The sequence below is a fragment of the Marinobacter excellens LAMA 842 genome (genome assembly GCF_001574445.1).
GTDB classification, from domain to species: Bacteria; Pseudomonadota; Gammaproteobacteria; order Pseudomonadales; family Oleiphilaceae; genus Marinobacter; species Marinobacter shengliensis.
The window spans coordinates 64,702-78,424 of record NZ_LOCO01000011.1; the positions used below are offsets into that span (position 1 = coordinate 64,702).

10 protein-coding genes are annotated in these 13,723 nt (G+C 56.5%); 3 read left to right on the top strand and 7 right to left on the bottom strand.

Features of this window, described 5'->3' with window-relative positions:
- Positions 1-46: 46 nt before the first annotated feature.
- From pilQ to J122_RS11190, 5 genes are all read right to left on the bottom strand, one after another.
- On the bottom strand, positions 47-2,101 hold the full coding sequence (gene pilQ / locus J122_RS11170) for a type IV pilus secretin PilQ (protein WP_227510178.1): 2,055 nt from the start codon (positions 2,099-2,101) through the stop codon (positions 47-49).
- Positions 2,102-2,170: 69 nt separating this feature from the next.
- Positions 2,171-2,713, bottom strand: a complete 543-nt coding sequence (locus J122_RS11175) for a pilus assembly protein PilP (RefSeq protein ID WP_061332384.1) — start codon at positions 2,711-2,713, stop codon at positions 2,171-2,173.
- A gap of 2 nt (positions 2,714-2,715) precedes the next feature.
- Positions 2,716-3,327, bottom strand: a complete 612-nt coding sequence (locus J122_RS11180; protein ID WP_061332385.1) for a type 4a pilus biogenesis protein PilO — start codon at positions 3,325-3,327, stop codon at positions 2,716-2,718.
- Positions 3,327-3,890: a PilN domain-containing protein gene (locus J122_RS11185; protein ID WP_061332386.1), complete on the bottom strand. Its 564-nt coding sequence runs from the start codon at positions 3,888-3,890 to the stop codon at positions 3,327-3,329. The genes J122_RS11180 and J122_RS11185 overlap by 1 nt, the downstream gene beginning before the upstream one ends.
- A complete protein-coding gene (locus J122_RS11190) occupies positions 3,890-4,954 on the bottom strand; it encodes a pilus assembly protein PilM (protein ID WP_061332387.1) in 1,065 nt (354 codons plus the stop codon). Before J122_RS11190 ends, J122_RS11185 begins: the two co-directional genes overlap by 1 nt.
- Before the next feature lie 238 nt (positions 4,955-5,192).
- Here J122_RS11190 and J122_RS11195 point away from each other — a divergent pair, with 238 nt between their 5' ends.
- Positions 5,193-7,721, top strand: a complete 2,529-nt coding sequence (locus J122_RS11195) for a penicillin-binding protein 1A (protein WP_061332388.1) — start codon at positions 5,193-5,195, stop codon at positions 7,719-7,721.
- Between the two features lie 91 nt (positions 7,722-7,812).
- Here the strand turns inward: J122_RS11195 and J122_RS11200 are convergent, their stop codons facing one another.
- Positions 7,813-9,078 carry a malic enzyme-like NAD(P)-binding protein gene (locus J122_RS11200; RefSeq protein WP_061332389.1) on the bottom strand — a complete coding sequence of 422 codons (1,266 nt, stop codon included), beginning with the start codon at positions 9,076-9,078 and terminating at the stop codon, positions 7,813-7,815.
- 216 nt (positions 9,079-9,294) lie between these two features.
- Complete coding sequence (gene rpmE, locus J122_RS11205) at positions 9,295-9,516, bottom strand: 50S ribosomal protein L31 (protein ID WP_061332390.1); 222 nt, start codon at positions 9,514-9,516, stop codon at positions 9,295-9,297.
- 232 nt (positions 9,517-9,748) lie between these two features.
- On the opposite strand from rpmE, the gene J122_RS11210 reads away from it, so the two are divergent.
- Positions 9,749-11,914, top strand: a complete 2,166-nt coding sequence (locus tag J122_RS11210; RefSeq protein WP_061332391.1) for a primosomal protein N' — start codon at positions 9,749-9,751, stop codon at positions 11,912-11,914.
- Between the two features lie 119 nt (positions 11,915-12,033).
- Entirely contained in the window at positions 12,034-13,719 is a 1,686-nt protein-coding gene (argS, locus tag J122_RS11215; RefSeq protein WP_061332392.1) for an arginine--tRNA ligase, read from the top strand.
- Positions 13,720-13,723 lie beyond the last annotated feature (4 nt).

Genomic DNA, 13,723 nt, shown 5'->3' on the forward strand with positions numbered 1-13,723 from the left:
GAAAAAAGCCGCCGGGGTTAGCGGCGGCTTTTTATGTGCGGAGCGATTACTGAATCAGGTCGTTTTTGATGATCTTCGGAGTTACAAAGATCAACAACTCGCTTCGCTCGTCAATGTGCTCAGTGCGTTTGAAAAGGCGACCTAGGTAAGGAATATCGCCCAGGAACGGAGTCTTCGTGGTTTGGGTGGCCACCTCAGACTGGAAGATACCGCCCAGCACAACTGTCTCCCCGTTCGCTACCAGAACCTGAGTGGTCACGGAATTGGTATTTATAGAGGGGATACCGGCCGTTACCTCGCCTCGGGAATCCTGGTTTACCACCAAATCCATGATGATTTTGTCATCCGGAGTGATCTGGGGGGTTACTTCCAGAGATAGAACCGCTTCCTTGAACTCAACATTGGTTGCACCACTGGAAGTTGCTTCCTGGTAAGGGATTTCTTCACCAGATTTGATCGAAGCACTCTGACGATCTGCGGTGACAACCCTCGGCTGCGAAACCACCTCTGCACGACCGTCTGTTTCAAATGCTGACAACTCAAGATCCAGGAGGAAGTCGGTGCCAATATACCCCAGCGCGACAGAAGAGGAACCAGCGCGAGTAACACCCAAATCAACATTGAGATCGGATGGCAGACTCAACGGACCACTCGGAGAGATACCTGCCAGCCCCCCCTGAGAACCACCGATAATTATGTTATCGGAACCACCATCGGCAGTAGCACGGCCTTGCGCGCCCCAACGCACACCGAGCTCTTCGGAAACGTTATTCTGAGCGCGTACGATTCTAGCTTCGATCGATACCTGGCGAACTGGCACATCCCAAGTGCCAACCAATCGGCGAATCTCTTCCAGCTTTTGCTGCGTCTCACGCACACTGATCGTGTTGGTGCGAACATCCGAGGAAACAAAACCCCTGGAGGAAATAAGCTCTTCGTCTGCACGAATCAGTGCCACGATATCTCCAGCCTTCGCATAGTTCACCTGAATGATGTCCAGACGCACGGGGGCAAGCTCAGCAATTTGCTTGTTTGTCTCCAGCTCAAGCCTCTCTCGCGCTGCGATTTCCTCCGCAGGGGCCACCAAAAGAACGTTACCAATCTGACGCTTATCCAGACCTTTAGTTTTAAGGATAAGGTCAAGCGCCTGATCCCAGGGTACATTCTGCAACCGCAGGGTAATGCTGCCGCCAACGGTGTCACTGGCCACCAGGTTCAGGCCGGTAAAGTCGGCAATCAACTGGAGAACCGAACGTACTTCGATGTCCTGGAAGTTCAAGGACAGCTTGTCGCCGGTGTACGGGAATTTCTCTTCGCGACGGGTCTCGGCCTCTTCTTCAGAAAGTTTCTCAACGCTAACGGTAAACTCGCGACCTGACTGATAGGCAATATAGTCATAATTGCCTTCCGGGCGAATCTCAACCACCGCGTTGCCTTCCTCAACGAATGTATCGATCCGGGTAACAGGAGTGGCAAAGTCTGTAACATCAAGACGACGACGAAGATCTGAAGGGACATCCAGTCCCGGCATGGTCAGCCGGATGCGACCAGCCTGCTCAGACAGATTCACCGCCGCAGAGGCACTTCCAAGATCAACGATCACGCGCCCCTCGCCTTCCTTGCTCCGGCGGAAGTCCACGCCTGCAAGGGCATTGGAGGAGGCAGCGGCCGTCGATCCTGACTGGCGCTGCTGGGAAGCTGCCCCAGTGGGCGTAGCGCCACTGGCGCCGCCAATAGTCATGACCAGCGAATTGTTTTGACGAACTGTCTCGTGGGGAGTCAATTCCACCAGATTGAAGATCAGCCGCGTGCGATCTTTGGTTTCCACCACGGTCACGCTTTGCGCATTGCCGGACCCAAGCGGAATACTCCGCTGGTTAAGCCCACTGGTGGTGTCCTTGAGGTCCACAGCGATGCGCGCCGGGCGCTCAATCGTGTACCCGGTAGGCTCGGGCGGTGGCCCATCGAATTTCATGGTCACTTCCAGGCGTTCTCCCGGCAGCGACGAAAACGACACGTCTTCCAGCGTGACCGCGCTGGCCAGGCTGCTCCATAACCCGATGGCGATCACGCCCACGCAGACATTGAGTTTTTTGAACATCGCTAGCCTCGACCTTAAACCATTTTGTTCGTGCATGTTTTTTTCATTCATCCTTTATCGCTCCCGGCCTTATCCTTCATCCAAAGACAGGGAACGCGGGCGCTCGACCCAGCCACCCCGGCCATTTGGAACGATTTCAATCAATTCAATGCGGGTTTCACTGATACCGACAATTCGGCCGTAGTTCTGACCCATATAATTTCCGCTTCGCACCCGGTGGATGCCGCCGCTGCCATCACGAATCAGTGCAAACAATCCGCCGCCGACACCCTGAAGCGTACCAACCATGGTCAGAGATTTGAGATCGAAGTTCTCAAGAACCTCTCTCGGCCGGTCCAGGTCCGGCTCGACATCACTGATCGGCTGCTCGTCCACCATGGTCAACTGAACGTCGACGGGCGGCTCAAAGGGGGCCCGGCGATCTGCCGCTGAATAACTGAACGCCTCGTAGGCCTTGAATTCTGGCAGGGGCTCCACGTGCCCCCGGGGCTTGGCCCGGGTATCGGCCATGAACTTGTCCAGATCCGAGAAACCGTTGCCCTGGGAACAAGCCGTCAGCAAAGACGCCAGACACACACCCAGCCAGGCTTTTCCCGCATGCTTTCCTGTCATGCTCACTCTCCAGCCCGGTAGCGGTAGGTACGTGCAACAACTTGCATATCAAGCCGCTCACCATCTCCGCCAATTGGTTTTATGGTTAAATCGTGCAATGTCACAATCCGAGGGAGACTTGCCACACTGCTAACAAACGTCGCAAGTTCGTGATACGCACCGGATACCCGGATATTGATCGGCAGCTCCGAGTAAAAATCCCGCCGCTGCTCAGGCTGTAGCGCCACTTGCTGCAGAGACAGACCACTACCCAATGCGGTATTGGTGATATCCTCCAACAAGCCCGGCACCTCAGTCTCACTGGGCAACTGGCGTACCAACGCGCCAAACGTCTCTTCCATCTCGGCCATTTGAGCCTTGAACACGTCAAGGTTGGCCACCTGATAGGCCTTACGCTCATATTGTTGCTTGAGCTCCTGCTCGGTGCGCTCGACCCTGTCCAGCTGGGCATATTGATCCTTGATAAAGAACCAGTATCCGCCGCCAAGAATCAGGCCAAAGATAATCAGAGCAACAATTGCTTTTATCGGTGCAGGCCAGATACCTGCGTTGTTGATATCGAGGTCGTTGATATCAAATTCGTTCAAGCTCTTGAGTGAGTCCGCGAGGCTCATTAATTATCCTCCCCTTCGGGCTCTGGTGTCTGCTGCTGAACAGACAGGTTGAACTGGCTGTAACCTGCACGACGAGCGTCGGCTGCAGCCACATTGGTAAGGTTGGGATTGGTGAACCAGTCAGAGTCATCAAACTGACGCATCAGGTTGGATATGCGGCTGTTCGACTCCGCCATACCCACGATTTCGATGCGTTCTCCCGTCCGCTTCAGATCGGTGTAGAAGAGGCCATCAGGCAAGGTGCGAACCAACTCATCAAACACCCGAACGATGACCGGGCGAGTACCCTGCAGATCCTGGATTACCTGCATTCTCGCCAGCAATTCATCGCGCTGGCGCTTGAGGTTCTCGATTTCCCTGATCTGCTGATCAAGCTGTTTTGTCGCGGTTTCAATATAGGCGTTTCGGGATTGCTGATAAGCAATCCGGCTGTCCATATCCGACTTCCAGAGGAATGCCAGACCAGCCGCCACAATAGTTGCGCCAAGGATCATGACCACGAACTGCTTCTGCTTCTCAGCTCGCAGTTCCTCACGCCATGGTCTGAGGTTAATCTTTGCCATCAGTCGAAACTCCTCATTGCCAGGCCGCAGGCAATCATCAACGATGGAGCATCATTGCTCAGGGCTGATGCATTCACTCTGGAACCCACGGCCATGTCGGCGAATGGATTCGCAACCAGGGTTGGCGTACCGGTCTTCTCCTCCACCATCTCGGTCAGGCCCTGAATGGATGCCGTACCGCCTGCAAGAACGACGTAATCAACGGCGTTGTACTGGCTGGCACCAAAGAAGAACTGGAGAGCCCGTGCAACTTGCTGCACAACCGCTTCACGGAAGGGGGTAAGGACCTCCGGCTCATAGTCGTCCGGAAGCCCGCCCTGTTTCTTCGCGAGACCGGCTTCTTCAAGTGATAAGCCGTAGCGGCGCTGAATTTCCTCGGTAAGCTGCTTGCCCCCGAAAATCTGCTCACGGGTATAAACTGTCTTACCCTCAGCCAGCACACTCAGCGTGGTCATGGTTGCGCCGATATCGACGATGGCAACCACCAGCTCTTCGCCCTGGGACTCCAACTGGGGCTCGATCAGTTTGTACGCCCTTTCCAGTGCATAGGCCTCGACATCGACAATCTTGGTGGTCAGGCCGGCAATCTCGAGAGCGTCCTCACGGATATCCACGTTCTCTTTTCTGCACGCAGCCAGCAGCACGTCGACCTGGTCCGGATTCGACTCAGACGGACCCTGCACCTCAAAATCGATGGCTACTTCATCCAGCGGATACGGGATATACTGATCGGCCTCGAGGGTGATCTGGTCTTCCATCTCGAATTCGTTGAGGCCGCCATCCATCTGGATGACCTTGGTGATAACCGCAGAACCTGACACAGCCACGGCAACCTGCTTAACGCCGGTACGGGATTTAGAGGCCACTCGCTTGAGCACCTCACCCACCGCTTCTACATCAGTGATGTTTTTCTCGACAACTGCGTTGGCCGGCAACGGCTCAACCGCATAGCTTTCAACCTTGTAACGGTCGCCATGCCTTGACAGTTCCAGAAGTTTGACCGAGCTGGAGCTGACATCCACGCCCAGCACTGCACTGGATTTTTTTCCTAGCAATCCGAACACGCGCTCACCCTATACCTGGTTTAATGCACCCGGCTAAGGCGCCTCTGAACCAATCCCTGATACGGCAATCATGACAGAGACGCTTTATGTGTTTTTTATGTAAGAGAATTCTTCAAGTTTTCCGTCTACAATGCAGGCTCTTTGTTATTCAAGAGATCTTGCATTCAGTGAAGCAACTCAACCTTCCTAAAGCAATTTCTCAAATAATAGACCTATATCCAACTGTTGTCAGAAAAAAATGTCTCATTTGCTGCGCACATCTCGTGTTTTCGCCTGGTTCCTGCTCACCGGCCTGAGTGTCGCCATTATTATCGCCTCGGCCTTCTATTTATACCTTCGGCCCAGCCTGCCTCCTGTTCACCAACTGCTGGACGTAAAACTTCAGACGCCGCTTCGGGTATACAGTGCAGACAACAGATTAATAGCAGAATTCGGCGAAAAGAGAAGGGCACCGATCACAATCGAACAGATCCCTACAATTCAGTTACAAGCCTTTCTGGCCGCGGAAGACGCCCGATTCCACGACCATTTCGGAGTCGACATCAAAGGGTTGACGCGGGCTGCCATCGAACTGGTGTCCACCGGCAGTATCCAGTCCGGCGGTAGTACTATCACCATGCAGGTTGCAAAAAATTACTTTTTGTCACGCGACCGCACCTTTATTCGTAAGTTCAACGAGATACTTCTGGCTCTTCAGATCGAACGTGAACTTGATAAAGACAAGATCCTGGAGCTGTACCTGAACAAGATCTACCTGGGCAACCGCGCCTACGGCATCGCCGCCGCCGCCCAGGTCTATTACGACAAACCCGTCGACGAGCTCACCCTTGCCCAGATGGCCATGTTGGCCGGACTGCCAAAGGCGCCTTCTGCCTACAACCCTCTGGCCAACCCTGAGCGAGCACTGATACGCCGAAACTGGATTCTTGGAAGAATGCGGGATCTCGGCTACATCACACAGGAAGACTGGTCAGAAGCAACCAAAGCCCCGCTCACCGCCACCTATAACATGCGGGAAGCTGAGGTAGATGCCGATTACGTCGCCGAGATGGCACGAACGGAGATGGTTCGCCGTTTTGGTGAAGCTGCCTACAATGATGGCTACAGCGTGACGCTGACCGTTGACGGAACCAAACAACAAGCGGCAACGGAAGCCCTTCGCACCGGCCTTGAAAACTACGATCGGCGTCACGGCTTCCGGGGCCCCATCGGCCAGTTTGACATTGCCGGTATGTCTACAGCAGAGCTGTCCAATCAGCTACTCAACTACCCGAGGGTAGAAGGCCTCATCCCTGCAGTGATCACCTCAGTCAACGATGATGAGGGCGCAGCAAGGGTTCACACCCGCCACCTCGGTCCGGGAAAAATGGACTTCGAAACCATGACCTGGGCTAAGCGATACCGCACAGAGAACCTGACAGGACCAACCCCGGAGAAGCCATCCGATGTCGTTAATGTCGGCGACGTGGTCTATGTGAAGGTAACGCAACTGCCGCAAATTCAGGAGCAAACCCCTGAAACCGACGGCAACGAGCCTCGACTTGAACTGCAGGTTGCGCTCTCTCAGGCCCCAAGAGTGGAAGGCGCAGTGATTTCTCTGTCGGCAAAAACCGGCGCCATTGAGGCCCTTGCCGGCGGCTACAGCTTTAGCCAGAGCAAATACAACCGGGCAACCCAGGCTAACCGCCAGCCGGGTTCTACGTTCAAGCCTTTCCTGTACCTCTCTGCCCTGGAGAACGGCCGCACACCTGCAACCATTTACAATGATGCACCCATCGTATTTGAGGACTCAGAACTCGAAGGCGCCTGGCGCCCCCAGAATTCATCGGGCCAGTTTTATGGCCCAACGACACTCAGGGAAGGCCTCTATCGCTCGCGCAACCTGGTTTCAATCCGGCTGCTGAGAGATCTGGGCATTCGCCAAACACTGAACTATCTGGATCAATTGAAGATCCCGACCGCCAACATGCCAGCCAACTTGTCTCTCTCCCTGGGGGCAGGCCAGCTCACGCCAATGGCGCTGGCGCGCGGCTTCGCCGTTATCGCCAACGGCGGTTATGACGTGGAACCGTATCTGATTAAAACCATCCAGGAACCGGATGGCACCGTTGTCTACGAGGCACCTGAAACCGTACTTTGCGACAGCGACTGCGAACAGCAACTGACAGATAACGCCAGTGAAGACCCGCTCACAGAGAGCAACAGCGACACACCGGAAACGGATGGCATTCTGTTGCCGGCAAGCGCACAGCAGTCTGCGGAAAAACGCGTGATGAAACGCCTGGCCGACGAACGCTCGGTTTATATCATGCACACGATTCTTCAGGACGTGGTCCGTCGCGGCACTGGTCGCCGCGCACTGGCGCTGAACCGCAAAGACCTGGCCGGTAAAACCGGCACCACAAACGAACAGAAAGACACCTGGTTTGCCGGCTTCAATCACGACGTGGCAACAACCGTATGGGTGGGCTTCGACCAGCCATCCCCCCTCGGCCGACGGGAATTTGGCGCAAGCACAGCCCTGCCAATCTGGGTTGACTACATGAAAACCGCCATGCAAGGCGCACCCGAATCTACCATGGCAAGACCCAACGGGATTGTGAACATCCGCATTAACCCCAGAACCGGCGAACGGGCGCGCCCTGGAGAAGATGGCACGTTTGAAATCTTCAAAGAGGAAGATGCCCCAGCGCCGCTATCACAGGACACCAACGGCAACGGGTCTGGCGCCAACGACTCTGACAGCCTGCCCGGACAGATTTTCTGATCCGGCGCAGCCGAGCCCAGCAATGGGCAGACACAAAAAAACCGGCGGGATCTCCGCCGGTTTTTTTTGAGGCCCAACAACTACATCCGGATCAGATGATGTCGTCCATGGACTTCAGCGGGTAGTGCGCCGGGTAAGGATTGCGCGCCACACCAGAGTCTACGGCAGCACGGGCAACCGCAGCAGGCACTACGTCAAGCAGACGAACGTCCATCGGCTTGGGAATAATGTATTCCTTACCGAACTCCAGGCTGTCGACACCGTAAGCGGCGCAGATTTCCTGGGGCACGGGCTCTTTAGCCAGTTCACGAATAGCATGAACCGCTGCCACTTTCATTTCCTCGTTGATGGCGGTTGCACGAACGTCCAGCGCGCCACGGAAAATGAACGGGAAGCCCAGAACGTTGTTCACCTGGTTCGGATAGTCCGAACGGCCGGTTGCCATGATCAGATCATCGCGGGTAGCCAGAGCCACTTCCGGACTGATTTCCGGATCCGGGTTGGAGCACGCGAATACGATCGGGTTCGGAGCCATCTTCGCCAGCTGCTCAGCACTCAACAGGTCCGGACCAGACAGACCCAGGAACACGTCGGCGCCGTCAATGGCGTCATCCAGTGTACGCTTGTCTGTCTCGTTGGCGAACATCGCTTTGTACTGGTTCAGATCGTCACGACCAGAGTGGATCACACCCTTGCGGTCGAGCATGAAAATGTTTTCAGAGCGAATACCGCAGCTGATCAACAACTTCATGCAGGCAATGGCAGCCGCACCGGCGCCCAGACAAACCACCTTTGCCTCTTCAATTTTCTTACCCTGCAGCTCAAGGGCATTGATCATGCCAGCTGCAGTCACGATGGCAGTACCGTGCTGGTCATCATGGAAGATGGGCACGTTGCACTTTTCGATCAGCGCACGCTCAATCTCGAAGCACTCCGGTGCCTTGATGTCTTCGAGGTTGATACCACCGAAGGTATCCGCGATACGCTCTACAGTTTCAATAAACGCTTGCGGGCTTTCGGAATTGACTTCGATATCGAACACGTCAATACCAGCAAAGCGCTTGAACAGTACGCCCTTGCCTTCCATTACCGGCTTGCTTGCCAGGGGGCCGAGATTACCCAGACCCAGGATCGCAGTACCATCAGAAATCACAGCTACCAGGTTGCCCTTGGCCGTGTACTTGTATGCGTTCTCGGGGTCCTTCGCGATCTCGCGGACCGGTTCGGCAACCCCGGGGCTGTACGCCAGGGAAAGGTCGCGGGAAGTTTGGGTTGGCTTGGTGATTTCAACACTCAGCTTACCCGGCCGCGGTTTGGCGTGATATTCAAGGGCTGCTTCTTTCAGATCTTGAGACATTGCCACTGTTCCGTTTGTCACGTTTAAAGGTATTAACCGCCGGGGCTCGCCCAACGGAGCGCGACATTATGGCGCGACCGCCCCGAAACGACAAGCCAAAACCGAATATTTTATGACCAGTCAATAGTGCATTTTGCGTATAAGACATCGAAAAAACCGACGTCCAGACAAAAAAAAAGCGCCCTGAGGCGCTTTTTTGCAACATTTCGGTGCAGATCAGGCTTTCTTGCCGCCGATACGGCTGCCGAAACGCTTCTGGAACCGATCAATACGACCGCCGGTGTCCATAACCTTCTGCTTGCCAGTGTAGAACGGGTGGCACTGGGAGCATACGTCCAGCTGCAGGTCGTGGCCTACAGTGGAGCGAGTCTTGATCACGTTACCGCATGAACAGGTGGCGGTAATGTCTTCGTACTTCGGGTGAATACCTTCTTTCATGGCGAACCTCTGTCGGTCATGCCGCTACCTGATCACCCGCCGAAAACGGCCTACATGCCAGGCACCGCATGTTTGAATCAATTGGAAAGACCGTGCACAATCATGCCCGGCCATAAACAGACCGCGAATCTTACTGACAAACCCGGCCACAGGCAAGTATCTTGACTCCTCACAAGACTCCAGAACACAACGCCCGGCGCCAGAAGGCCCGCCATCAGGATACGCAGATACCGTGACACGGCCAGCTATCGCCCGCATCGCCCTGAACCGCCCCCTGAGGCGCCTGTTTGACTACCTGATTCCCGACAGCCTTGAGCTCGCACCTGGCCAGCGGGTTACCGTGCCTTTCGGGCGCCAGACTTTGACTGGCCTGGTAGTAGAGATTGGCGTTGAGCCCCCGCCCGGCGTCAACCTGAAGGCTATCAAAGGCACACTGGAAGCCTGGCCAGCCCTGCCAGACAACACCTTTAACCTGCTCACCTGGGCCAGCGATTATTACCAGCATCCGCTGGGAGAATGCCTGTTTACCGCCCTCCCCCCAGCCTTGCGACGGGGTCGGCCCGCTCAGGAGAAAGCCGATGAAAGCTGGCACCCGGCAGCAACAGAGGCCGTCTTACCAGCCAACGCACATCGGCAAGTCGCCCTGTTCAATGCCATCAAGGAATCACCCGGCATTAGCTCCAGCGCGCTGGTGAAATCCGGCTTCAGCCGGGCCCAGATTCGCAATCTGCAACAGAAAGATCTGATCACCGAGGGCGCCAAAGCCATAACTGCGCCGGCCACCAAAGACCTGCCGGCCCCGACCCTGTCCGCCGCCCAACAGGCAGCGTCAGCTCAGATGCCGGAGCACACACACGAATTCTCTGCCACCCTGCTCTATGGAATAACCGGTAGCGGTAAAACCGAACTTTACCTTCATTATTTAAAAAAGCACCTCAACGCGAACGAGCAGGCACTGGTACTGGTACCCGAGATCAACCTGACACCACAAACACTCGCCCGCTTTCGCCGCTACTTCGGCAACCGCATTCAGGTATGGCACTCTGCCCTGAATGACGGTGAGCGCCTGAGCACCTGGCTGAAAATCCGCAATGGCGAACCGGTGATCCTGATCGGCACCCGCTCGGCAGTACTGCTTCCTTTTAGCCACCTTCGCACCATCATCGTCGATGAGGAGCACGACAGCTCCTACAAACAGGGCGAAGGTTTCCGGTATTCCGGGCGGGATGTTGCCGTCTACCGCGCTCACCTGAACCGGTGCCCGGTGATTCTCGGCTCGGCCACACCGTCCCTGGAATCCTGGCATAACGCGCAACAGGGCAAATACCAACTGATTCGACTGGAAGAACGGGCCGGCAACGCGAAGCCGCCCCAGCTTGAATTACTGGACATCCGAAGCCGGCCACTTGAAGCGGGATTGTCCCGCCCGACCCTGAATTCGATCAAAGAAACGCTTGCGAGGGGCGAGCAGGCGCTGGTCTTCGTCAACAGACGGGGGTTTGCCCCTGTGATGATGTGCTTTGATTGCGGCCACCTTGAAGAATGCCCACGCTGCGACACCCGCCTGACCTACCACCGCCGCGACCACGCCATGCGCTGCCACCACTGTGACTTCCAGATGGCTGCCAGCCACACCTGCCCAAAATGCCAGAGCGAAAACTACAAACCCGTTGGCCAGGGCACCGAGCGCACCGAAGACACCCTTGCCGAGCAATTTCCGGACACGCCCATCGTGCGGGTAGACAGGGACAGCACCCAGCGCAAAGGCAGTATCCAAGCCATCCTGAAAAGGGTGAATACCGGCGAGCCCTGCATTCTTGTCGGCACCCAGATGCTGGCCAAGGGCCACGACTTCCCCAACGTCACCCTGGTGTGCGTGGTAAACGCCGACGGCGGCCTGTTCAGTGTTGATTTCCGGGCACCGGAACAGATGATCCAGACTCTGCTACAAGTCAGTGGCCGCGCCGGTCGGGGCGATAAACCGGGAAAAGTGCTGATCCAGACCTGCCACAGCGACCACCCGCTTCTCACCAACTTGTGCCAGGGTAACTACGCTGCGATCGCCGACCAGCTCCTGGCCGAGCGAGAAACCGGCGCACTGCCACCCTACCGTGCTATGGCGATCGTACGGGCCGAAGCCGAAACCATGCAGAACAGCCTGCAACTTCTGGACACCCTGAAACCCATGGCGCAAAGCCCCGGCATCGAAATCTGGGGCCCGTTACCTGCCGTTATCGCCCGCAAAGCCGACCGCCACCGGGCCCAACTGATTCTGTGCAGCGATAGCCGTGGCCACCTCAATCGCGTGCTGACACAGCTATGCCAATATCTGGACCAAGCCAGACTGTCCTCCAGTACCCGATGGGTGGTTGATGTAGATCCGCAGGAAACCGGCTGATCAGTTCACACAGGCCAGCTTTTTGCTTACACCCCAACTTTCCGCGATAATACGCCTCTTCTGATTTCATGGGCGCCCTGCCCTGTACCCATTCTCCTGAAAACCGAGTCATCTGACGCATGAAAGAGACCGTATCCGAGCTTCTCCAGTCCGCACTGGCTGCCCTGCAGTCTGAAGGCACTCTGCCGGCTGACCAGACCTTTACCCCCCAGGTTGGCAACACCAAGGACAAATCCCATGGCGATTACGCTTGCAACATTGCCCTGATGGCCGCCAAGGCGGCTGGCTGCCCGCCGCGAAAGCTGGCCGAGGCCCTGGTGGCGGCGTTGCCGGAGAGTTCAGCGGTGGAGAAGGTGGAGATTGCCGGGCCGGGCTTTATCAACTTTTTCATGAGCACCGCCAGCGCGTTCGGAATAGTGAATACCATCCTGGGCGAAGCGGAACAGTTTGGCCGTAACAACTCGGGCAAAGGTGAGAAGGTTCAGGTGGAGTTTGTGTCGGCCAACCCCACCGGCCCCCTGCACGTGGGCCATGGCCGCGGTGCCGCTATTGGCGACTGCCTGTGTCGCCTGCTGGAAGCCAACGGTTACGACGTTACCCGTGAGTTTTATTACAACGACGCCGGCGCCCAGATCAACAATCTGGCGCGGTCGGTTCAGTCCCGCGTGAAAGGCCTGACCCCGGAGCATGAAAGCTGGCCGGAAGACGGCTACCGGGGCGACTATATTGTCGACGTGGCCAACGCCTATATGGCCGGCGAAACGGTGATTGCCGATGACCGGGAAGTGACCGCCAAGGCCGACCCGGACGACCAGGACGCCATCCGCGACTTTGCCGTGGCCTACCTGCGCCGGGAGCAGGACCTGGACCTGAAAGCCTTTGGCGTTCAGTTTGATGTGTATTTCCTGGAATCTTCCCTGTACGAGGACGGCAAGGTGGAGGCCACCGTTGAGCGCCTGAAGGCCAACGGCTACACCTACGAGCAAGACGGCGCCATGTGGCTGAAAACCACCGAGTTTGGCGATGACAAAGACCGGGTTATGCGTAAAAAGGATGGCGGCTACACCTACTTCCTGCCGGATGTGGCCTATCACCTGGACAAGTGGCAGCGTGGCTTTACCACCGTGATCAACGAACAGGGTGCAGACCACCACTCCACCGTGACCCGCGTGCGCGCCGGCCTGCAGGCACTGAAAGCCGACATCCCACAGGGCTGGCCGGACTACGTTCTGCACCAGATGGTGATGGTGACCCGCTCCGGCCAGGAAGTGAAAATCTCCAAGCGGGCCGGCAGCTACGTCACCGTACGGGACCTGATCGACGAAGTCGGCCGCGATGCCACCCGTTTCTTCCTGGCCGCGCGCCGTGTCGACTCCCAGTTGACCTTCGATATCGACCTGGCCCGCTCCCAGACCAATGAAAACCCGGTGTATTACATCCAGTATGCCCATGCCCGTATTTGCAGCGTGCTGCGTAAGCTCGCAGCAGAGGGCGTACAACGGGGCATGACCGAATGTGTTGGCGATCTCAGCCTGTTAACCCTGGACGAAGAGAAGGAACTGGCCAATCAGCTGGCCAAGTATCCGGAGCTGATTGCCAACTCCGCCACCCAGCGGGAGCCGCACCACCTCACCCATTACCTGCGTGAGCTGGCCGGCCAGTTCCATACCTATTACAACGCCCACAAGGTGTTGATTGAAGATACCGCCCTGCGGGATGCCCGTGTCAGCCTTTATCTGGCCGTGCGCCAGGTGATTGCCAACGGCCTGGATTTGCTGGGCGTTAGTGCGCCAGAGGAGATGTAAGAAG